The organism is Nocardia pseudobrasiliensis NBRC 108224 (assembly GCF_001613105.1).
Taxonomy (GTDB): Bacteria; Actinomycetota; Actinomycetes; order Mycobacteriales; family Mycobacteriaceae; genus Nocardia; species Nocardia pseudobrasiliensis.
In genome coordinates this window covers 18,419-40,879 of record NZ_BDBS01000072.1, presented here as the reverse complement: position 1 = coordinate 40,879, position 22,461 = coordinate 18,419, and the positions used below count along the sequence as shown (strand labels likewise).

Below are 22,461 nucleotides of genomic sequence, written 5' to 3'. Positions count from 1 at the left end.
CGCGGCTCCGGCCGCCGGAATCGACCCCGAGACCGCCCGGCGCGTGGTGTTCGACATCGTCGCCGACAAGACCGGCTATCCCACCGACATGCTCGAGCCCGGTATGGAGATGGAGGCCGACCTCGGCGTCGACTCGATCAAGCGGGTGGAGATCATGGGCGCGATGCGCGATCAGTACCCGGCCGTGGGCGAGGTGCCGATGGAGGAGATCGGTGAGATCCGCACGCTCGGCGAGATCACCGACTTCCTGGCCCGATACGGCGGCGGCGCGAGCGCCGGCGCGACCGTGGCGGACGCGGCCCCAAAAGCCTGATCGGGCGGTCGTTCGCACACCTCGGCGAACTGCCGGTTCCCGATCGCCTAGAGGGTGGGTTCCGCGATCGGCCGTGCGCCCTGATCACGGGGTGCGCGGGCGAGCTGTCGGAAGGTTTCGCCGCGGCCCTGCGCGCGGCGGGCTGGCAGATCCGCGACGGCGAATCGAGCGATCCGCTCGATCTGGTCGTCTGGTTCGCACCGACGAATCCGGCCGACGACGTCGCCGCGGTCGCGGCCCTGACCGAGGTCATGCTGCTGGCGCAGCGCACCAGGCCCGTCCTGGAACAGGCCGCGCCCGACGGCCGGGCCGCGTTCCTGGCGGTCACCCAGTTCGACGGCGCGTTCGGTCTGACCGAGGTCGCGGCCGACGAAAGGGCAATCCTCGGCGGCGTTTTCGCCCTGGTGAAGACCCTCGGAATCGAAGCGCCGGCGCTGTTCTGCCGCGGCGTCGACGTGTCGAGCGAGCAGGACGTGGATGATCGCGTGGCCCAGCTGATGGGCGAACTCTACGATCCACGCACCGAACTCACGCAGGTCGGCTGTGCCGCCGGTGGGCTGCGTCGCACGCTCGAGTTCATCGAGGATCATCCGGGTCCGATCATCGACGCCCCCGAGGTCGCCGAACCCGGACCCGGGGATCTGCTGGTGTTCACCGGCGGCGGCCGTGGCGTCACCGCGGCCTGCGCGGTCGCGGTCGCGGCCCGCTTCCACAGCGGCCTGCTGCTGCTGGGCCGCACCGAACTCGCCGACGAACCGGAGTGGGCCGCAGGGGTTCCGGATGCCGAGTTGATGAAAGCGGTGGCCGCGCACCGCAAGTCGACCGGACAATCCACCACGCCGCTGGAACTGCGCGATATCTCCGGAAAGCTGCTCGCGCAGCGCGAGATCCGGGCGACCCTGGCACAGATCGGCGCACACGGCAGCGCGGTGGAATATCTCGCGGTGGATGTGAGTGATGCCGACGCCGTCCGCGCGGCACTGGCCCCGTATCGGGATCGGATCACCGGAATCGTGCACGGGGCAGCGGTATTGGCCGATCAGCTGATCGACGGCCTGACGACCGAGGCGATCACGAAGGTGCTGACCACGAAGATCCACGGCTGGTCCGCGGTGCTCGGCGCGATCGACGCCGACCGGCTGCGCTTCGCGGTCATGTTCGGTTCGGTGGCGGCGACCTTCGGCAATCGCGGTCAGGCTTCCTATTCGGTGGCCAACGACGCGCTCAATCATCTGGCCTGTGCGCTGAAGTCGCGGCATCCAGCGGTCGCGGTGACCTCGATCAACTGGAGTGCACTGGCCGGTGGCATGCTCCGGCCCGAGCTGCAGAAGTTCCTGCTCATGCGCGGTATCACCCCGATCACGCTGGAGGAGGGCGGTGTCCTGTTCGCCGAACAGCTGACCGCGCCGCGCTCCCGGGACGTGATGTGTCAGATCGGGCCGTGGCCGCCCGCGCCACTGGAACTGCCCGATGCCGTGGTACCCGGCCGGGAGATCCGGATCAGTCGGGATATGCGGCCGATCGCGGAGAGTCGGGCGCTGGGCGATCACAAGGTCGACGGCTATCCGGTGCTGCCCGCGACGGTCGCCCTGGGCGCCATATTCGATGTGGTCGGGCAGACCCATCCGGGTATGGACATCCGCTCGGCGCGAGATCTCAAGGTGCTCAAGGGACTCGTCTTCGATTCGCCCGCGCCGCGGTTGTACTTCACCATCCGCGATGTCGGACCGACCGAGGTGTCGGTACTGGTCACCGACGAGACCAAGCGGCCGCGGTATCGCGCGACCGTCAGTTCGGTTCTCCCGGAACCGGATTCGTTCACCGTCGACCACTACACCGACCTCCCGCCGCTGACCGGCGGCGTCCCGGTGACGTGCTATGAGGACGGGACCCTGTTCCACGGGCCATCGATGCGGGGTTTGCAGGCCGTCCTCGCCGACGGCGAGCGGCTGATCCTCTCGGCCCGGCTGCCCGTACCGGATTGGGGCGGCGGCTACTGCGGCACCGATCGGTATCGGCCGCTGACCGCCGATGTGGTGGCCCACGGTACGGCGCTGCGGTCGTATCTGACCGTCGGCGTGCCCGCGCTGCCGACCGGCTGCGTCACGACCGAACTGCTCGGGCCGCTGCCCGATGCAGAGCAGATGTATCTCGTGGTGCACCGGCCCGAGGTCGCCCTGCCGCTGGTGCGCTGCACGGTCGAGGCGTGCGATCCGAGCGGCCGGGTGCTGCTGCGGTTCCGCAATATCGAATTGATCACCAGCGCAGCGCTTGTCGAGAAGTTCAAGAACGCCGAGACGAGGCAGGGCGATGGCTGAGACGTCCTCGGTGCGGATCGCCGGGACCGCGTGGCGGCAGTCCGCCCCGGACGGGGACGCGACCCTGTCGGCGGTCGGCGATGCCGCATTGGCCGACGCGGCCGGATTCCACTCCGATGCCGTCGCGGTCCTGTTCGCCGGCGTCGATATCGAATCGGCGTGGCGGTTCGCGGACGAACGCGGCCTCATCGGTCCGGTCGAGGCGGTGCCCGCCGGGGCGGATCGGACGGTCTCGCTGCTGGACCGGGCCCGGACTTTATTGTCCGGCAACAGGTTCGATGCCGTCCTGGTCGGCGAGGTCGGATCCGGCGAGGCGGCGGCGGTGGTACTGACCCACGCCGACGAGCAGCGCTATGCCCTGCTGGATGCCGTGGCCATCGCGACCGGCTTCGACGCGGTCGGTGTGGCCGCCCGAACGGCCCTGCGGCAGGCCGGAATTCGGCCCGCCGAGGTCGGCTGGCTGGGCCTGTGCGGCGTCACGGACACCGCCGAACTGGCGGCGGCGTATCCGGCAGAGGGTCATCCGCTCTCGACCGTGGTCGGCGCGCCCGCGCGCACCGTACTCGCGACCGTGGTGGCGGCCGCGCGCAGCGCCTACGCGGCCATGCTGCCCGCCACCCCGCCGGAGCTGAGCATCCGAGCGGCGGAGGAAATCCCGACCGCGCTGTGCCGCACCGAGGACGGGCAGCCGTGGGTGTGGCGGGGGCCGAGCGGCCGTCGCCGCGCGGCGGTCGCGGCCTACGACGGTTCGACGGCCGTGCATCTGGTGCTGTCCACGACCGCCTCGAAAGGTCGGGACGTACCGATCGATTGGATCGCGGGCGGCGGCCCGCTGCTGCTGGTACTGACCGGCGACGGCGGTCCGGAGCTGGCGCAGGCCGCGCGAGATCGCCTGGCCGAGTTGGCCGATGGCGTCGACGCGCTCGAACTGTGCCGCCGAGCGGCCGCGGCGACCCCGGGCCGCCGCACGGCCGTTCTCGTCGCCTCCGGCGAAGCGCGGCTACGTAGCGAATTGCAGGCCGCGATTCGGGATCTGCCGGATGCCATTGCCCGGCAAGCCGATTGGCTCACACCCGCCGGCAGCTTCTGCACCGCGAGGCCGATCGGGCCGGACGGTCGGGTCGCCATGGTCTATCCGGGCACCTTCTCCACCTATCCCGGCGCGGGCCGCGATCTGCTGCGCCTGTTCCCCGTCGCGTCGACCTGGCTCGACGACAGCGGACAGGCCGAGATGCTGCGCCGCCATCTGGTGTGCCCGCGCTCGACCGCCGGACTGGACCGCCGGGCCATGAAGTACTACGAGACCGCCATGCAGGACGATGTCGCGGGCCTGCTCAGCACCGGCATCACCTTCGGCATCCTGCACACCGCGCTGATGCGGGATCTGCTCGGCATCCGGGTCGACGGGGGCTTCGGCTACAGCCTGGGCGAGTGCAGCATGCTCATGGCACTCGGGGTGTGGGATCACAGTGCGATCGTCGATCTGATCAGCCCCGCGCCCGGACTGTTCACCGAACGCCTCGGCGGGCGCAAACAGGTGGTGCGCCAGGCATGGTCGCTGCCGGAGGATATGCCGGACGAACAGGTGTGGACGGTCCAGGTACTGCTCGGCGACGCGGACGAAATCGCCGCGGCCGTAGCGGAATTCGACCGGGTGTTCATCACCCATGTGAACACCCCGCGCGAGGTGGTCGTCGCCGGTTGTCCGCGGCAGTGCCGGGCGGTCGCCGAACGCGTTGGCTGCCGATCGGTCCCGGGACCCGCCGCCCTGGTGGCGCACTGCCCGCCCTCGGAGGTCGAGGCCGAGGCGCTGACGCGGGTGGCCGACCACCCGATCATCGCGACCGAACACCCGGGCGATCTGCTGACCGCCTACAGCTACGACCGCGTGGATATCGGTGACCGGGAGCGGCTGGCGGGCCATGTCGCCGACGTCGTCTGCCGCACGGTGGACTTCCCGAGGCTCACCCGGGTCGCCTACGACCGCGGGTTCCGCTACTTCGTCGACGTCGGTCCCAGCGCCAATTGCGCACGGTGGGTGGACGATTCGCTGGCGGAGCGGCCGCATCTGGCCGTGTCGATGGATCGGCGCGGAATGTCTCAGGGATCGGCGCTCGCCCGCGCCCTCGCACAATTGGTGAGCCACGGGGTGCGCGTCGATCTGAACCAATTGCTGGGCCGGCCGCGGCCCGCCGACACATCCCAGCGCGCCCGGGTCCGGGTACGCGGCCGGAGGAGGTCTCTCGTGCGCGAGGAATACCACGACATCATCACCTTCGACGGTGTGCCGATCGGCGACTACCTCGCCACATCCGCCCCGTCGATCGATTCCGATCCGGCGCCGGCCCTGTCGGCCGCGCGCCCGGAACGCGGCCTCGGCCGATCGCCCGCGGCGGTGGCCGTGGCGGCGATCGCGCCCAGCGTGGCCGCGAGTGATCAGGCCTTCCAGACCGCGTACGCGGCGATGCGGCAACTGCTGAGCGAGCAACCGGTTGGCGCGGCCCCCGTGCCGGATACGCCCGGCGGCCCGGCGGTGCGACCGGATGCCTCGCTGTACCAGTTCATTTCGCGGGTCGTCGAGATCCGCGGTGATCGCGGACGCTTCGCCCCGGCCTCGATCACCGCCGAATACGACATCCCCGAACACGCCTGGTACACCCTCGACGGCGTCATCCCCGCCGCCATGGTCGTCGAGACCACCCAGTGCGTGCTCACCCTGCTGCGACACCTCGGCCTCGATATCGGCGACGGGAAGGTCTACCGGCTGCTGTCCGCCGATCCGATCTTCCACGACCGACTGCCCCGCGAGGGGCAGACGCTCCGATTCCGTGCCGAGACAACCCGATTCGAGACGCGCGGCAGCGGTCTGCTGGTGTATTTCACCTTCCGATGCCATGCCGGTGACACCCTGCTCATGGAGATGGCCGAGGCCTGCGCGGGCATCGGAACCCCCGCCGAACTGCTGACCGGACGCGAATCCGCGAAGGGCGTCCGTGGCAAGCGCGAGCGCGTGGTCACGATGGGCGCGCCGTTCAAACCCCTCGAGCGCACCGATCGGGTGAGCCTGCTGTCCCAGGACGTGGACCTGCTCACCAAGGGTGAGCTGGGAACGGTATTCGGACCGAATTGGGATCAGCGGGCCGACGGCTGCAATACCTCGATCCGCCTGGCCCCCGGCGGCATTCGCATGCTCGACGACGTCACCATGATCGACCGGCTCGGCGGTCCGCGCGGTATCGGCGAATTGACCGCGCGGCGGACCGTCGATCGCAACGGCTGGTATTTCCACACGGGCGCGCCGGGCGACGATGTGCTGCCCGCGACGCTGGTGGCCGCGGGCGCCGCGCAACTGCTGCAGGTCTATGTGATGTATCTGGGCCTGCATCTGGTGTTCCCGGACGGTGAATTCCAGCCCGCCTACGACCTGCCCCGCCGAATCCTCGCCTTCGGGCAGGTGACCCCGGATATCCGCACGATCTCCTACCGGGCCGAGATCACCGACATCACCCTGGTGCCCCGCCCGGCCGTCTTTGCCGATGTCACCGTCTACGCCGATTTCGAACCCATCATGCGGATAACCGATCTCGCCGTCCAGGTTCGGGAGCGGCCGGGCACGGCCAGCGGTGCGGCCCCCGACGGCGCGGTGCAATTCCTCGGGCGGCGCAATCACGAGGGCGAGGTGAGTATCGGCACCGAATTCCATCTCGCCCACTCCGCGCGCGGCGAGGCGTCCACCGCACTCGGACAGGATTTCGCCCGCTTCAACGATCGCGTCATGCCGCGACTGCCCAACGGAATCTTCCAGTTCGTCGATCGCATTCAACGCCTGCCCGCCACGCGGGGCGAATTCGGCCGGGGCATCGAGCTGGTCACCGAATTCGACGCGGCGCCGGAGGACTGGTACTTCAAGGACAACGGATCGGCGAGTATGCCGCACTGCGTCCTGATGGAAACGTCGCTGCAGTCGGCGATTCTGCTGGGTGTGCAACTCGGCGGGCCGCTGTGTCTCGAGAACGAGCCGGATGTCTACGTCCGCAATCTGGACGGCGTGGCGACCGTATTGCGGCCGATGGATCTGCGCGGCAAGACGATTCGGCAGGAATCCATCCTGCAGATGCATCAGAGCGTGCCCGGCGCGGTGCTGGAGAAATTCTCCTATCGGCTGTTCGCCGACGGCGAGCTGTTCTACGAGGGCGAATCGCTGTTCGGATTCTTCAGCGCCGACGCGCTCAGCCGTCAGGTCGGGCTCGACGCCGGCAAATATCAGCCGCCCTGGCTGGCGGAACATCCGAATCCGCCGGGTGCGCACGCCGTAGCCGTTCGATCCGACGATCGCTGGTTCCAGCCGCAACCGGGCACCGGGCTGCGACTGGGTGACGGCCATCTGCGAATGATCGAGAACGCCACCGTGGTTCGCGACGGGGGGCCGTTCGGTAAGGGCTACGTGTACGGCACCCGGGTGATCGATCCCGCCGACTGGTATTTCGCCTGCCATTTCCATCGGGATCCGGTGATGCCCGGATCGCTCGGCGTCGAGGCGCTCATCCAGGCCCTGCAGCTGTATGTGATCGACAGCGGTATCGCTGCGGATATGGGACCGGTGACCTTCGAACTGGCCGTCGGCGTGCCGATGAGCTGGCGCTATCGGGGGCAGGTCGATCAGGGCGATCGAGAAATGCCCTTCGACGTCAGCGTGAAGGAGATCCGGCGCGAACCGGATCGACTGCTGATCATCGCCGATGCCAATGTCTGGAAACCCGGACTGCGCATCTATCAGCTCACCGATATCGCGGTCGAGGTCCGGCCGGTGGCTCGCTAGGGAGAAAACTCATGCTCGACGAAGGTCTCATCACCACCGCCGTGGGCGATCGGCCACTGGTCGCCGCGCAGTTGGCCATGCAGCGCAGGCTGCTGGAACAGCTCGATCGGGTCGCGGGCCGCTCGTCCGCGAAATCCGACGATGTGCAGTCGCCGGATTCCCCGCTGTACCGATTCGTCTCGCGGGTGCTCGAAATACACGGTGAGCCGGGCAGATTCGAGCCGCCCGCCTCCATCACCGCCGAATACGACATTCCCGAACACGCCTGGTACACCCTCGACGGTGTGGTCCCGGCCGGTGTGGTCATCGAAACCACCCAGTGCGTGCTCGCCCTGCTCGAGCATCTGGGCGTGAAAGTCGGTACGGGACAGGTCTATCGGCTGCTGTCGGCCGATCCGGTCTTTCACGACCGGCTGCCACGCGAGGGTCAGAAAATCGTGTTCCGCGCGGAGGCCACCGGATTCGAAGCCCGCGGTGACGGCCTGCTGGTGCACTTCACTTTCGAATGCCACGTGGACGGCGTACTCGTCATGGAAATGACCGACGCCTGCGCCGGTTACGGCATGCCCGCCGAATTGCTCTCCGGCCGCGCGGAACTGGCCGATACTCGCGGGCAGCACAGGCGCGATCGCCGAGCCCCGACGAAATTCAAACCGTTGGAACGCACCGATCGGGTGAATCTGACGGCCGAGGATATCGATCTGCTCACCCGAGGTGAACTCGCCGCGGTGTTCGGGCGCTACTGGGACCAGCGGGCCGATGGCTGCAATCGGTCGATTCGCCTCGCCACGGGCGGTATCCGCATGATCGATGAGGTCACCACGATCGACCGGTTCGGCGGCTCCCGCGGATTCGGCGAGTTGATCGCGACGCGGGCCGTGGATGCGAACGGCTGGTATTTCCACGGCGCGCTGGGGAGTGCCATGCCCGCGACGCTGCTCGTCGCGGGTGCGACGCAGCTGCTGCAGGTGTATCTGATGTATTCGGGTCTGCATCTGGTGTTCCCGGACGGCGAATTCCAGCCCGCCTTCGATATTCCCGCGCGCGTGGAGATTCTCGAACAGGTGACCGCGCAAACGCGCGCGATCACCTACCGCGCCGATATCACCGATTCCGCGCTGCTGCCGCGGCCGAATGTCGTCGCGGACCTCACCGTGTACGCCGACGGTCGGCCGGTGCTGCGGATCACCGATCTCGCCGTCCAGGCGCGGGAGAAGCCCGGTACCCCGATCGGCCCGGGCGCGGACGGTGTGATGCCGTTCCTGGGCCGTCGCAATCACGCGGGTGAGGCCACGCATTCGAACGAATTTCACCTCGCCCTGGCCGGGGACGGCAAATTCGCCGCGGCCATGGGTTCGGAGTTGAGCGCGGCCACCGGCGTCGGTAATCGGGTGCCGCGCACGCCCGGCGGCGACTATCAGCGGTTCGACAGAATTCAGCAATTCCGGGGCACGCCCGGGGTATTCGACGACGACGCGCTGCTGGTGACCGAATACGATTCGGACCCCGAATGGTGGTATTACCACGACAACGGGTCGACGACCATGCCGAATTTCATCTATCAGGAGATCGCGCTACAGTCCTCGCTGCTGCTCGGCTATCTGCTCGGCGGGCCCCTGCTGTTTCCGGAGGACGATCTGTTCGTCCGCAATCTGGACGGTTACGCGACCCTGACGCGGCCGGTGGATCTGCGCGGCAAGACGATCCGGCACGAGACCGTGCTGAAGACGCATCTGCCCGGTTCCGGCGTACTGCTGCAGCGATTCGGGTTCCGCCTGTTCACCGACGGTGAGCTGTTCTACGAGGGGCAGACGATGTACGGCTACTTCCCCGGTGAGTGGCTGAAACATCAGCGGGGGATGGACGGTGGCAAATATCGGCCGTCGTGGCTGGAGGAGAATCCGAATCCGCCCGGGGCGCACAGCCTTTCGATCCGATCCGACGATCGCTGGCGACAGCCCCAACCCGGCACCGGGCTGCGGCTGGCCGACGGCCGACTGCGGCTGGTCGACGAGGTCACCGTGGCGCCGGACGGCGGCGTCTTCGGTAAGGGATATGTGCACGGCGTGCGGGCGGTCGATCCGAGTGACTGGTACTTCGATGTCCACAACGATCTCGACAAGGTGATGCCGGGCACGCTCGGTATCGAATCGCTGGTGCAGGCCCTGCAGATCTTCGTACTGGACGCCGGACTGGCCGCCGATATGGGGCCGGTGCGCTTCGAGGCGCCGGTGGGCGTTCAGGTGCGCTGGACCTATCGGGGGCAGGTCGAGATTCACGACAAACAGATGAGTTTCGACCTGAGCGTCAAGGAGATTCGCCGGGAACCGGGACGGCTGCTGGTCGTCGCGGACGCGAATGTCTGGAAGCCGGGTCTGCGTATCTACGAGGTCAGCGATGTCGCCGTGGAGGTTCGCCCGAGCGGTCAGGGCCTGGAGGAGGCAGCTTGCGTAACCACGCAAGGCCCCCGATCGGGCGACGTCCAGCACAGCCCGAGCGGTCAGGGCCTGGAGGAGGCAGCTTGCGTAACCACGCAAGGCCCCCGATCGGGCGAGGGCCAGCACAGCGCGAGCGGAGAGGTGGTGTCGTCGTGACCGTCGAGGCGATCGCGGAGCGCACAGGCTCCGAAACCGTGGATCCGTATCCGATTCTGGGCCGCCTCGACGCGCCCTGCTATGTCGTCGAGGGTCCCGACGGCATCGCGCTGAGCAACGATCCGCCCGCTGCCGGGGCCCGGATGCTCACCGTGGCCGCGCCGCTGCCGCCGGAACGGCTGGGCTCCAGCGCGTTTCGTGACGCGCACGGGGTCCGGTACGCGTACATGTCCGGTGCTATGGCCGGAGGTATCGCCTCCGCGGATCTGGTGATCGCCATGGCTCGGGCGGGATGTCTCGGATCGCTCGGCGCGGCCGGGCTTTCCGTCGATCGCGTGGAGGCGGCGCTGGAACGTTTCGCCGCGGAGATTCCCGGTCTTCCCTACTGCGTCAACCTCATTCACAGCCCGCACGAATCGGCCATGGAGACGGCGCTGATCGAACTGCTGCTGCGCCGCGGCGTCGGATGTGTGGAGGCCTCGGCGTTCATGGACCTCACGCCCGCCCTCGTACGCTATCGAGTGGCCGGCCTGTCGCGGCGACCCGACGGCGGAACCGATATCGCCAATCGCGTGATCGCCAAGGTGTCGCGCGCCGAGGTGGCCGCCAAGTTCCTGGAACCCGCGCCCGAAACCCTGGTCGCCGAACTGCTCTCGGCCGGATTGATCTCCGGCGCACAGGCGGAGCTGGCCGCGACCGTGCCGATGGCCGACGACATCACCGTGGAGGCCGATTCCGGCGGACATACCGATCGCCGTCCGCTGGCGGTGATCGTGCCCGCCCTCGTCGCCCAGCGCGACGCGATCCAGCGCGAGCGTCGCTACGCGCGGCAGGTGCGGGTCGGCGCGGCCGGTGGGCTCGGCACGCCCGCCGCGGTCGCCGCCGCCTTCGCCCTCGGCGCGGACTATGTCGTGACCGGGTCGATCAATCAGGCGTGCGCCGAATCGGGAACCTCCGACGCGGTACGCACACTGCTGCGCGCGGCACAGGTCAGCGACTGCGAGATGGCCCCTGCCTCGGATATGTTCGAACTCGGCGTCGATGTCCAGGTCCTCAAGCGGGGCACCATGTTCGCGATGCGGGCCAAGCATCTGTACAACCTGTATCGCGGCTACGACGGAATCGACGCGCTGCCCGCCGCCGAGCGGGACAAACTCGAGAAGCAGATCCTGCGCCGTCCCGTCGAGGAGGTCTGGGCGGACGTGGTCACGCATTTCCAGCAGCGGGATCCGGCCCAGGTCGAGCGCGCGACCGGGGACGCCAAACGGCGGATGGCCCTGATCTTCCGGTGGTATCTGGGTCTGGCGTCGCGGTGGGCGAGCACCGGCGCGGCCGATCGAGTGGCCGATTACCAGATCTGGTGCGGGCCTTCGATGGGCGCGTTCAACGAATGGGCGAGCGGCACCTACCTGGAACACGATCGCCGCGCGGGAGACGTCGCGATGCACCTGATGCGGGGCGCGGCCTACAGTGCGCGCGTCAATCAGCTGACCCTGCTCGGTGTGGGACTGCCCGGACGCCTGCGCCACTATCGACCCGAGGGGCCGATTATCGCGGGGGTGGCGTGATGGCGATCGCGCAGGCGCACATGGATATTCGCGACGGCGGCGCGAGCTGGTCGCGGCGGCGGGCGCTGCTGGCCGTGCTGGCCTGCTCGATACCCGAATTCATGGTGGCGCTGGACAATCTGGTGGTCAGCAATGCGCTGGTGCCGATTTCGCGCGGCCTGCACGCCGATGAGGCGCAGCTGCAGTGGGTGGTCAATGCCTACACGCTGTCGTTCGCCAGCCTGCTGTTGACCGGGGCCGCGCTCGGGGATCGGTTCGGCCGTCGGCGCGTCTTTCTTGCCGGGCTCGCGCTGTTCATGGCCGGATCGATCGTGTGCGGGCTGTCGGGCACGGTGCAGATCCTGATTCTGGGCCGGATCATCCAGGGTGCTGGCGCGGCCGCGGCGATGCCGTTGTCGCTGACTCTGATCGCGGAGTCGGTGCGGCCGGAAAAGCGCAGTGCCGCGGTCGGATTGTGGAGCGCGATGACGGGTCTGGGCACCGCCCTGGGTCCGGTCATCGGCGGGGCGATTACCCAGGGCCTGGCCTGGCAGTGGATCTTCTGGATCAATATTCCGGTCGGTGTCGTCGCGTTCGCGCTGATCGTGGCGGCGGTGCGGGAGAGCGAGGGCCCGGACAAGGCATTGGATCTGCCGGGTGTGGTCATGGGCGGCGGTGCGGTGCTGCTGACGGTGTGGGCGATCGTCAACGGCCACCGCTACGGCTGGGGTTCGCCGCTGATCGATGGGGCCTTCGTCGCGGCGGCGGCGCTGCTGATCGGGTTCGTGCTCTGGGAGCGGCGCACCCCCGATCCGCTTCTGCCGCTGCGGTTCTACCGGATCCCGAGTTTCGTACTCAGCAATGTGGTGTCGGCGACCATGTACTTCGGACTGTTCGGGGCGATCTTCCTGATGGTGCAGTATCTACAGACCGCGTTGGGCTACAACGCGTTCGAGGCGGGCCTGCGCACGCTGCCGTGGTCGCTGGGTCCGCTGATCGCCGCGCCGCTGGCCGGTCTGGTGACCGATCGGGTCGGCGGCGGGCGCTTGATGGCGCTCGGCATGACCCTCGACGCCATCGCCCTGGGCTGGCTGGCGCTGATCGGGCGCGCGGATCTGCCCTATACGCATGCGATTCCGGCACTGGTGATCGGCGGCATCGGGATGGGCATCGTATGGACGCCGGTGACGGCGGTGGTGCTGGCCTCGGTCCGCCCGAGCGAACAGGGCAAGGCCTCCGGCGCGAACAGCACCGTGCGCGAGGTGGGCGGCGCGCTGGGCATCGCGGTGTGCACGTCGGTGGTAGCGCACTATTCGACGCCGATTCATTCCTTCGCCGATATCGGCATCTCGTTCAGCAACGGTATGCGTCCGGCGCTGTGGCTGTCGGTGTGTGTGCTGCTGGTGGGCGCCGCGGCGGGAGCCGCGATCCCACGACGTATCAACCAACCTCAGGAGGTGCGCCAGTGACGGTCGACGAATCTCGTTGGGACGCGATAGTTGTCGGCGCGGGTCTGGGCGGGCTGTCCAGCGCCGCGTATCTGGCCGCGGCCGGACAGCGCACCCTGTTGCTCGAGCGCTACAAGGTGCTGGGCGGTTTCTCGCATGTGTTCCGCCGACAGGGCAAGTGGGAGTTCGATATCGGGCTGCACTACATCGGCGACTGCGGTCCCGACGGTCTGACCTCGCGCGTACTGCGGGGGCTGGCGCTCGAGGAGCGGATCAACTTCCGCCGATTGGACCGCGACGGCTACGACATCGTGCTGGGTCCGGACTTCGAATTGAAGATTCCACAGGACTGGGATGCCTACCTGGACAATTTGATCGCGGCCTTCCCGAAGGAGGAGCGCGCGCTGCGCCGCTATATCTCGATCGTCCGCAGGCTGGGCAGCGGCGTCGACCGCAGTCGTGCCTCGGCCTCGCTGCGGGGTGAGTTCGGGGCCTGGCGGCACGCCGGCGCTGCCGCGGCCTGGCGCTATGTGCCGCACGGGGCCCTGCTGACCGCATGCGGTTTGAGTCCCCGTGCCATACAGGTGCTTTCGCAGTACGCGGGGGCCTACGCCTCGGCCCCGACCGCCGCGCCGTCGGGACTGCACGCCGGGTTCATGGACACCTTCATCTCCGGCGGCGCGTGGTATCCCGAAGGGGGCGCGCAGTCGCTGGCCGCCAACTTCGCCGATGTCATCCTCACCCACGGCGGCGAAATTCGCACCGGCGCAAGCGTTGCGGAGATTCGGATCGAGGGCGGGCAGGTGTGCGGCGTGCGGCTCGAGGACGGTGAGATCCTGCACGCGCCGGTGGTGGTGTCGGATATCGATATCAAGAAGACCTATCTGGATCTGGTCGGTCGTGACCATCTGCCGTGGCGGCTGGCCAGGCGGGTGAATCGCTGGAAGATGGCGACGCCGTATCTCGGCACCTATTTCGGGCTCGAACTCGATCTGCGCCAGCAGCGCAATGCCAACTACTACGTCATTCCGAGCTGGGAGGATGCCACGAGCGTCCGCAACCTCTCGCGGATCATTCCGGATCTGGCGACCGATGCCCAGCGGCGCGTGCCCGAGGAGTGGGCGCGCGATCACGCGGCCAGGATGCCGGGCATGGTGTTCTCCGGGACGACCCGGGATCCGGGGAATTCGCGGTCCGCTCCGCCCGGCTGGGGTGCGGTGGAGGTGCTGTCGATCGTGCCGCCGGTGGGGCCGGTGTGGGGTATCGAACCGGAGGAGCTGGCCGACGGTTCCTACAGTCGGTCGGGCCGGTATCAGGAGCTCAAGGAGATCCTCATCGAGGGCATGCTCGATCGGGTCGAGCGGGTCTATCCCGGTGTGCGGCCGCTGGTCCGGTTCCGCGAGGCCGCCACCGCGGCAACGCATTACCGCTACACCGGAACCCAGAGCGCGGCCGGTCTGCAGTTGCGACCCAGTCAGTTCGGGATGTTCCGGCCGCGATCGGCCACTCCGATCCGAGGACTGTTCCTGGCCGGGGCGAGTACCGCCTGGGGCCCGGGCACGCTCGGCGCGATGCTCAGCGGAATGCATGCCGCGGGTGCGATTCTCGGGCGCGATCTCGACGCCGAAATACAGGCGGGCCTGGTGCTCGCCGACCGCGGACGGCTGGGTGCGTATCGCGACGCCGATCCGCTGCGGGCCAGCCGCGGGTTCGGCCGCGCGGTTACCGAATCGGCCTCAGGAATTCGGTGAGCACGCGAGCGACCTCGGCGGGGCGCTCGACATTCGGGGAATGTCCCGCGCCCTCGATGATTTCGACGCGGGCCCCGGCGGCGCGATAGCGCGCGGCGGCGATGTGCCAGGCGTAGAACCGGTCGCGATCGCCGTGAATGACCAGGGTCGGCAGGCCCAGGGTGCGGACCTGGACGTCGAGTGGGCGGGCCGCCAATCTGCGCCGTCGCTCGACCAGGACCGTGCGGGCCATCCGCGGGCTCATCGCTCGATGGTCGAGCACGCCCTGATCGGGGTGGTCGAAGGCGTCGATGAGGTCGAAACCCCGTGCGACGCCGTAGCGCAGGCCGATTCGGACGAAGGCGGGCAATGCCATTCGATGCAGCACCGGGCCCAGGATGCCGTGCCCGAGCAGGCCGTTGCCCGGCGGGAAGCGGGCGTGATCGTAATCGGGGGCCTGGTCCACCAGGATCACCTCGCGAACCCGATCGCTGCGTTCGGCCGTCGCCAGCGCCACATCCGCGCCGAACGAATGGCCCAGTACGGCAACATCTTTCAGGTCCAGGGCGGTGATCACCGCGGCAACGGCCGCGCCCTGCGAGGGCGCGTCGAGGCCCAGATCGCCGCCGGTGTGGCCGTGGCCGCGCAGATCGAGCCGGACCACCTGGAACCGGGGGGTCAGCAGCGGGGTCAGCCGGTCGTACCAGTGCAGCGAACCGGCGAAACCGTGCAGCAGCACAATGGTTTTCGCGGTCGGATCGCCGTCGCGGCGCAGATGCGCCCGGGTGTCGCCGATATCGACGAATTCGCCGATCGGGGCGCGGGCGGGCGGGAAATTCAGCACGGTTCGCTGTAGGCCAGTACCACGCGGTGGAACAGATCGACGCGCTGTTCGCGCGCGACGGTGCTGTCGGGTTCGAGCAGGCACTGGGTGGCGGTGCCGTCGTGTACGGCCACCAGCGCCCGGCCCAGTGCGGCGGTATCGGTCACCCGGCGGCCGACCAGGCGTAACAGGGCCTCGACCATCGGCAGCAGCGCCGCGGAGATCGCCTCCTCGCGGGCGGCCATGGTCCGGCGCAGTTCCGGATTGCGCAGGGCGTGGGCGGTGAATTCGTAGGTGATGCGAATCCACTTGTCGTCCAGGGGGACCGTGCGTAACGCGCGCTCGACGCCGTGGCGTAGATCGATCACCTCACCGGCGTGTGTCTCGTCGAGTAATGCGGTCACCTCGCTCAGCATGCGTTCGGAGCGCTGCTCCCACATCGCCAGGAACAGTTCCTCGAGGGAGGTGAAGTTGGAATAGAACGCGCCGCGGGTGTAGCCCGCGCGTTCGCAGATCTGCTCGACGGTGCAGCGTCCGAAGCCCTCGGCGGCGAAGGCGTCGAAGGCCGCGTCGAGTAGTCGCTGGCGCGTCTCGGCGCGGCGCTTGGTCATGCGCACGCCACGCTGTGCGGTCGGCCGATCGGCCTCGGTGGACGTCGCCATGCGCAAGTCCTCTCCATCGGAGATCGAATACATGAGCGTATCAAACCTCGGTTACGCTGATTTCGTGGATGTTCTCAGCGACACCATCGCCGCCGTGCGCACGGGTAGTCCGGCCTCCGGCCGGTTCGTCCGGCACGCGCCCTGGGGCCGGCGGTATCCGCTCGTGCCCAGTGCCGGATTCCATGTGGTGCTGCGCGGGGCGTGCTGGTTGCTGACGCCGGAGCGGGAGCCGGTGGCGCTTGGGCCCGGGGATGTGCTGTTCATGCCGCGCGGTGCGGCGCATGTGCTGGTCAGCGATCCCGAGGCCGCGGTGACCGAGATCGCGATGCCGGGTGAACCGCGCGAGCTCGAGGGGCCCGGCGAGCGGACCGAATTGCTCTGCGGCGCATATGAACTCGGTCGACGGCATCCGCTGCTGGACGGGCTGCCCGAATTCGTCCATCTTCCGGCGCATTGCGATGATCCGGCCTTGCGCGGTGCGGTGGGACTGCTGAGCGCCGAACTCGCGCGACCGCGCCCGGGCGCGGACGCCGCACTGCCCGCGCTGCTGGACATGCTACTGCTGTTCATTCTGCGCGCCTGGTTCGAACTGCCCGAAAGTCGCGGCGGCATGGGGGTTTTCGACGATCCCGCGGTGGCGGCGGCGCTGCGGGCGATGCACGAGGATCCGGCGCGTCCGTGGACCGTGCCGGAGCTGAGCGCGGTCGCGGGGGTTTCGCGGGCGACGCTGGGGCGGCGGTTCACCGCGACCGTCGGGGAGGCTCCGCTGGCCTATCTCACCCGGTGGCGCATGCTCACCGCGGCCCGGCTGCTGCGTGAGACCGATGCGGGTCTGGCGGCGGTCGCGCGCCGGGTCGGCTACGCCTCGGAATTCGCCTTCGCCAAGGCGTTCAAGCGCGAATTCGGTCAGGCGCCCGGACAGTATCGCCGCGCCCAGGCCCGGCCGGCGGCCTAATCTGGAAGTCATGACCACAGGCTGGCGTCGGCGCACCGGGCCGATCGGCGTGCTCACCGGGGCCGGAATCTCCACCGACTCCGGCATTCCCGATTTCCGCGGCCCGCGCGGCGTGTGGACCGAGGATCCGATCGCCGAACTGCTGTCGACCTATCAGAACTACGTCGCCGATCCGGAACTGCGCCAGCGCGCCTGGCTGGCCCGCCGCGACAATCCGGCCTGGCAGGCCCGGCCCAACGACGCGCACCGCGCACTGGTCCGCCTCGCCGAACAGCGCGAGGTTCGCATCATCACCCAGAACATCGACCGCCTGCATCAGCGCGCCGGTTCCGCGGACGAATCGGTGGTCGAGATCCACGGCAATATGTTCGACGTGGTCTGCATCGGCTGCGACTACACCTCGACCATGGCCGCCACCCTGGACCGCGTGGCCGCCGGCGAACCCGACCCGCCCTGCCCCACCTGCGGCGGCATCCTCAAGGCCGCCACCGTCATGTTCGGCCAGCAGCTGGTCCCCGAATCCATCTGGCTCGCAACCGATATCGCCCGCACCAGCGATATCTTCCTCGCCATCGGCACCTCCCTACAGGTCGAGCCGGCGGCTTCCATGTGCGCGGTAGCCGTGGAAGCGGGCGCCGACCTGATCATCATCAACGCCGACCCCACCCCCTACGACCACTACGCCACCGAGGTCATCCACGACCCGATCGGCGCCGCCCTACCCAAACTGGTCGACGAGATACTGACCGTCAGCTGAACGGGCTTTTCGGGCGGTCCTGGAGGACGCCGTCGATGAACAGGTCGACCTTTTCGTTGTAGAAGCAGACCAAACCCGCTACCTTCTGGCTTTCGGGGAGGGGTGTGCGGTAGAGCCAGACGAGGTCGGGGTAGTCGGCGTCGCCGATTCGGATGGTGAAGTATTCGGCGGTGCCCTTGTAGGGGCAGGAGGTTCGCGTGGGGGAGGGGGTGAGCAGGTCCATGCGGACGTCGGTCATGGGGAGGTAGTAGCGCGGGGGGAGGCCGGTTTCGAAGAGGATGTGGGGAGCGTGGGATTCGGCGACGGTCTGGCCCGCGATGGCCACGCGGACGTGGCGGGAGCTGGTGAGGACATCGACCCGGGTGTAGGGGTTGCGGGGATGGACGTAGACGGGCTCGTCCTCCTCGAACCATTCGTCCATCAGGTTCCAGTCCAGGCGGACCAGGTCGCGGAGCTCGGGGATGGGAGAGTCCGGATAGCGCAGGGCCGCAGCGGATTTGGTGACTCCGTCGACGAGCACGTCGTATTGGACGCCCTCACCGCGGCTGGGGGAGTGCCGGGTGGAGCCGGACGGCTCCAATTTCGCGTGGAGATCGGCGACCGGCAGGTAATAGGTTGGGTAATAAGGGCTTTCCCATACCAGCAGTGGCGTCGTACTGTCGGCCACCAGGTGACCCTCGACGTAGGTCCGGACCCGTTTCGGGCTGGGTTCGATCCGGACCCGCCCCCGATTCGTTTCGGTCATACCACCCGACGGTACTCCGGGGCCGTGAACAGGGGCTGGCTACGCTGTGACCGCAACATCTGGGCGAACAGAGGGTAACTGCATGACGAAGACGAGCGGCGCCGAGCGCGCGGGCGGACTGCGCACCGGTCTACGCCGTCGGCACATGACCATGCTCGCGATCGGCGGCGCGGTGGGCGCGGGGCTGTTCGTGGGAAGTGGCTCGGTGATCAAAACCGCCGGTCCGGCCGCGATTCTGTCGTACGCGGCGGCGGGCGCGCTGGTACTGCTGGTGCTGCGTGCGCTCGGGGAGATGGTGGTGTCGCGACCGGTCGCGGGCTCGCTGGCCGGATACGCGCGCCTGTCGCTCGGGCCGTTCGCCGGATTCGTGGTGGGCTGGCTGTACTGGTACATGTACGTCGTACTTGTCGGCGCGGAGGCGACCGCGGGCGCGGCGATTCTGGGGCAGTGGATCGAGCTGCCCGCCTGGATGCTCTCGGCCGCGCTGCTGATCGTGATGACCGCGGTCAATCTGATCTCGGTGCGCTCGTTCGGCGAGTTCGAATTCTGGTTCGCCTCGATCAAGGTGGCCGCGATCGTGGTGTTCCTCGTCCTGGGCGTGCTCTACGTGCTCGGGCTGTGGCCGAACGGCCATGCGGGACTGGACAATCTGACCGCGCACGGCGGCTTCCTGCCCAATGGCGTGACCGGGCTGCTCTCGGCGATCGTGGTGGTGATCTTCGCCTTCGGAGGTACCGAGATCGTGACCCTGGCCGCTGCCGAGAGCGCCGAGCCCGGCAAGGCCGTGGCCCGGGCCACCAGCAATGTGCTCTGGCGGGTCGGGCTGTTCTACGTGGCCTCGATCTTCCTGGTGGTGGCGATCCTGCCGTGGAATGACGCGAAGGTGCTGACCAGCCCGTTCGTCAGCGCGCTGGACAAGATGGGCGTGCCGGCGGCGGGCGCGATCATGCAGGTGGTCATTCTCACCGCGGTGCTCTCGGTGCTCAATTCGGCGATCTATGTGACCTCGCGCATGCTCTATGTGCTCACCCGCGACGGGGACGCCCCGGCCGCGCTGGTGAAGGTGAACCGGCGCGGCGTGCCCGCCCGGGCGGTGCTGCTGGGGACGGTCGCGGCGTGGTGTGCGGTGATCGCGTCCTACGTCTCGCCGGACCGGGTGTTCACCTTCCTGGTGAATTCCATCGGCGTGCTGCTGGCCTTCATGTATCTGGCGATCATGCTGTCGCAGTTGCGGTTACGGGCCCGCCTGCGCCGTGAGGATCCGGCCGCGCTCACCTTCCGGATGTGGGGGTATCCGTATCTGAGCTGGCTGGTGATCGCCGCGCTGATCGTGGTGCTGATCTCCGCGGCGGTGATGTCCTCGCTGCGCCCGCAGCTGATCGCGTCCACGGTCAGCCTGCTGGTAGTGGCGGCGGTCTATCCGCTGCGCGTGAAGTTCGGGCGCAAGCCGCCGGTGCGCGAGGTGGAGATCATTCGGCCGTAGGCGCGGCGGACACGATCGGGCTGTGATCGCGCCCGCTCACGCCTACTCGACGACCACGGCATTGGAGCCGCCGGTGGCGACCGGCGCTCGGCCGGTCCGGGCGGACCGATGGTGGATCGAATGCCCGCCCCGAATATTTACTTTACTACGCTAACGATTGTAGTGGGGGTCGTATCGGCTCAGGCGGGCCGAGCGAGCGGGCGCGGCGGGACCCCGAACAGCTGGGCGTCGGCGTGGGCGCGCTTGAAGTACAGATGCGCGTCGTGCTCCCAGGTGATGGCGATTCCGCCGTGCAGCTGGACGGTTTCGCCGACCACCGTGCCGAAGGTTCGCGTGCAGTGGATGCGGGCGGTCGCCAGATCCAGTGCCGCGGCCGGACTCTCGTCCGGCAGCGCCGCGATCGCGGTGTAGGCCGCCGAGCGGGCGGATTCGATCAGCACGTACAGATCGGCCATTCGGTGCTTGAGCGCCTGGAAACTGCCGATCGGCCGCCCGAACTGCACGCGCGATTTGGCGTATTCCACCGTCATGTTCAGGCAGTGATCGGCCGCGCCGACCTGTTCGACGGCAACCGCGACCCAGGCGATCTCGCGCAGCTTGGCGACGGCGGCGGCATCGCCGCCGAGGGCCCGGGCGGGCGCGGCGTCGAAGGTGATCTCGGTGAGTCGCCGCGTGGGATCCATGGTCGGCGCCACGGTGCGCGTGACTTCCGCTGCGGTGGCGTCGATTTCGAAGAAACCGTCGGCGGTCACCACGATCAGCGTATCCGCGATGCTGCCGTCGAGAACGTAATGCGCTGTGCCGGTGAGCCTTCCCTCGTTCACCCGTACCCCCGGCGTGTCCCAGCCCCGGGCGTCGGCCCAGCATACGGCCAGTATGCGCGCGCCCTCGGCCACCTCGGGCAGCAGCCGGGTGCAGGCCTGCTCGTCGCCGGACAGCAATACTGCCTGCACGCCCAGCACCGCGGAGCCGAGCATCGGCGGCGCGTGCAGTGTCCGGCCCAACTCCTCGACCACCACCAGCGCGGCATCGAGCCCGGCCCCGATTCCGCCGTATTCCTCGGGAATCGCCAGCGCGCCCACGCCGACCTGCTCACACAGCAGCTTCCACAGCTGATCGTCGTAACCCGGTTCGCTGTCCATCGCCCGGCGCAGCGCGTCCCGGTCGCCGTGTTTGGTCAACACGGCCCGCACGGTGGCGGCGAGTTCGCGCAGTTCCTCGGGATCACTCATGGCCGGACTCCTGTGTGATTGCGAGACGGGGATCGCAGGGCGTCGGCCACCCGGCCGCGATGGTAATCGGCTGTGCCCCAGGCGCTTCGGAGCGCGGTCACCTTGGTCAGCCACAGCGACAGGTCGTATTCGGCGGTATAGCCGATCGCGCCGTGGACCTGCAGCGCGGTGCGGGCGGCCCGGTGGGCGGCATCCGAGCACGCGATCTTCGCGGCCGAGACGTCGCGGGCGCGATCGGGACCGTCCATGGTGAGCGCGGCGCGCAGCAGCAGCGGCTCGGCCATGTCCAAGGCGATCAGCACATTCGCCAGCTGATGTTTGACGGCCTGGTACTGCCCGATCGGTTTGCCGAACTGCCGGCGCTGTTTGGCGTAGGCGACCGCGGCGTCGAGCAGCGCTCGGCCCGCGCCGAGCAGCTGCGCGGCCGCGGCCAGCGCGCCCGCGTCGAAAGCCGCGGCCAGCGCCTTCCGTACCGAATCGCCCTCGGCGACAAGGTCATCGGCGATCACATCGTAGAGGCGTCGGGCCGGATCGATCGAGTGGACGCGCTCACCGCGGTGCGCGGTGTAGAGCCGATCGTCGTCGGCCAGCAGCACCACCTCGGCGATATCGGCGTCGAGCGCGGGCAATCCCGGTTCGAAGGCGAGGGTCGCGAGTTCGCGACCCTCGGCGAGCCCGCCAAGCCATTGCCGCGCCGGGCCGTCCTCCGAAAGCCTTTGCAGCAGTGCGGGAATCGCCGCCGCGGTCTCGACCAGCGGACCGGGCACCGCGGCCCGGCCGAATTCCTGGGCCGCCACCACCAGATCGGCGGGTTGCGCGCCCATGCCGCCGTACTCCTCGGCGATCGCCAGGCTCAGCGCGCCCGCGCCCGCCAGCTGGCGGATCAGGGCGCGCCCGCCGCGATGTTCACCGGCGGCCCAGGCCCGGACGAGGCCGGGGGTACCCGCGGCATCGCACATCTTGCGCAGACTTCCGGCGAAGTCGCGCTGTTCGGGTGCTAAGGCAAATCTCATCGACAATCCGTTCGAGGGATGT

15 protein-coding genes are annotated in these 22,461 nt (G+C 68.6%); 10 read left to right on the top strand and 5 right to left on the bottom strand.

Annotated features, from left to right (window positions below):
• The 7 genes from NP4_RS37930 to NP4_RS37900 form a co-directional block, all read left to right on the top strand.
• A partial coding sequence (locus NP4_RS37930) for a phosphopantetheine-binding protein (protein WP_156524975.1) occupies window positions 1-313 on the top strand: 313 nt, incomplete at its 5' end.
• Between the two features lie 251 nt (window positions 314-564).
• Window positions 565-2,631: an SDR family NAD(P)-dependent oxidoreductase gene (locus tag NP4_RS37925; RefSeq protein WP_082876586.1), complete on the top strand. Its 2,067-nt coding sequence runs from the start codon at window positions 565-567 to the stop codon at window positions 2,629-2,631.
• Window positions 2,624-7,450 carry a hypothetical protein gene (locus NP4_RS40500; protein WP_082876585.1) on the top strand — a complete coding sequence of 1,609 codons (4,827 nt, stop codon included), beginning with the start codon at window positions 2,624-2,626 and terminating at the stop codon, window positions 7,448-7,450. Before NP4_RS37925 ends, NP4_RS40500 begins: the two co-directional genes overlap by 8 nt.
• 11 nt (window positions 7,451-7,461) lie before the next feature.
• The gene (locus NP4_RS37915) at window positions 7,462-10,044 is read left to right on the top strand and encodes a hotdog family protein (RefSeq protein ID WP_068008920.1); all 2,583 of its coding nucleotides are present in this window, start codon (window positions 7,462-7,464) and stop codon (window positions 10,042-10,044) included.
• Complete coding sequence (locus NP4_RS37910) at window positions 10,041-11,612, top strand: PfaD family polyunsaturated fatty acid/polyketide biosynthesis protein (protein ID WP_245997864.1); 1,572 nt, start codon at window positions 10,041-10,043, stop codon at window positions 11,610-11,612. Before NP4_RS37915 ends, NP4_RS37910 begins: the two co-directional genes overlap by 4 nt.
• Window positions 11,612-13,060 (top strand): MFS transporter, encoded by a 1,449-nt coding sequence (locus tag NP4_RS37905; RefSeq protein ID WP_114755644.1) that lies wholly within the window; start codon window positions 11,612-11,614, stop codon window positions 13,058-13,060. The genes NP4_RS37910 and NP4_RS37905 overlap by 1 nt, the downstream gene beginning before the upstream one ends.
• Window positions 13,057-14,790 (top strand): phytoene desaturase family protein, encoded by a 1,734-nt coding sequence (locus NP4_RS37900; RefSeq protein WP_068008917.1) that lies wholly within the window; start codon window positions 13,057-13,059, stop codon window positions 14,788-14,790. The genes NP4_RS37905 and NP4_RS37900 overlap by 4 nt, the downstream gene beginning before the upstream one ends.
• Here NP4_RS37900 and NP4_RS37895 read toward each other — a convergent pair.
• Window positions 14,762-15,613, bottom strand: a complete 852-nt coding sequence (locus tag NP4_RS37895; RefSeq protein ID WP_211335869.1) for an alpha/beta fold hydrolase — start codon at window positions 15,611-15,613, stop codon at window positions 14,762-14,764. The genes NP4_RS37900 and NP4_RS37895 overlap by 29 nt on opposite strands.
• A complete protein-coding gene (locus NP4_RS37890; protein ID WP_068008942.1) occupies window positions 15,607-16,254 on the bottom strand; it encodes a TetR/AcrR family transcriptional regulator in 648 nt (215 codons plus the stop codon). The genes NP4_RS37895 and NP4_RS37890 overlap by 7 nt, the downstream gene beginning before the upstream one ends.
• A 64-nt stretch (window positions 16,255-16,318) precedes the next feature.
• On the opposite strand from NP4_RS37890, the gene NP4_RS37885 reads away from it, so the two are divergent.
• The gene (locus NP4_RS37885) at window positions 16,319-17,209 is read left to right on the top strand and encodes an AraC family transcriptional regulator (protein ID WP_068008939.1); all 891 of its coding nucleotides are present in this window, start codon (window positions 16,319-16,321) and stop codon (window positions 17,207-17,209) included.
• Between the two features lie 10 nt (window positions 17,210-17,219).
• Window positions 17,220-17,966, top strand: coding sequence for an SIR2 family NAD-dependent protein deacylase (locus NP4_RS37880; RefSeq protein ID WP_068008914.1), 747 nt, complete (start codon window positions 17,220-17,222; stop codon window positions 17,964-17,966).
• Here NP4_RS37880 and NP4_RS37875 read toward each other — a convergent pair.
• Window positions 17,959-18,711 carry a DUF427 domain-containing protein gene (locus tag NP4_RS37875; protein ID WP_068008910.1) on the bottom strand — a complete coding sequence of 251 codons (753 nt, stop codon included), beginning with the start codon at window positions 18,709-18,711 and terminating at the stop codon, window positions 17,959-17,961. The two genes, NP4_RS37880 and NP4_RS37875, sit on opposite strands and share 8 nt — an antisense overlap.
• A gap of 82 nt (window positions 18,712-18,793) precedes the next feature.
• Between NP4_RS37875 and NP4_RS37870 the strand changes: the two genes are divergently transcribed.
• Window positions 18,794-20,194, top strand: a complete 1,401-nt coding sequence (locus NP4_RS37870; protein ID WP_068008908.1) for an amino acid permease — start codon at window positions 18,794-18,796, stop codon at window positions 20,192-20,194.
• A 179-nt stretch (window positions 20,195-20,373) separates the two neighbouring features.
• Here the strand turns inward: NP4_RS37870 and NP4_RS37865 are convergent, their stop codons facing one another.
• Window positions 20,374-21,426 (bottom strand): acyl-CoA dehydrogenase family protein, encoded by a 1,053-nt coding sequence (locus NP4_RS37865; RefSeq protein WP_068008904.1) that lies wholly within the window; start codon window positions 21,424-21,426, stop codon window positions 20,374-20,376.
• Window positions 21,423-22,439 carry an acyl-CoA dehydrogenase family protein gene (locus NP4_RS37860; protein ID WP_068008901.1) on the bottom strand — a complete coding sequence of 339 codons (1,017 nt, stop codon included), beginning with the start codon at window positions 22,437-22,439 and terminating at the stop codon, window positions 21,423-21,425. Before NP4_RS37860 ends, NP4_RS37865 begins: the two co-directional genes overlap by 4 nt.
• Between the last annotated feature and the right edge of the window lie 22 nt (window positions 22,440-22,461).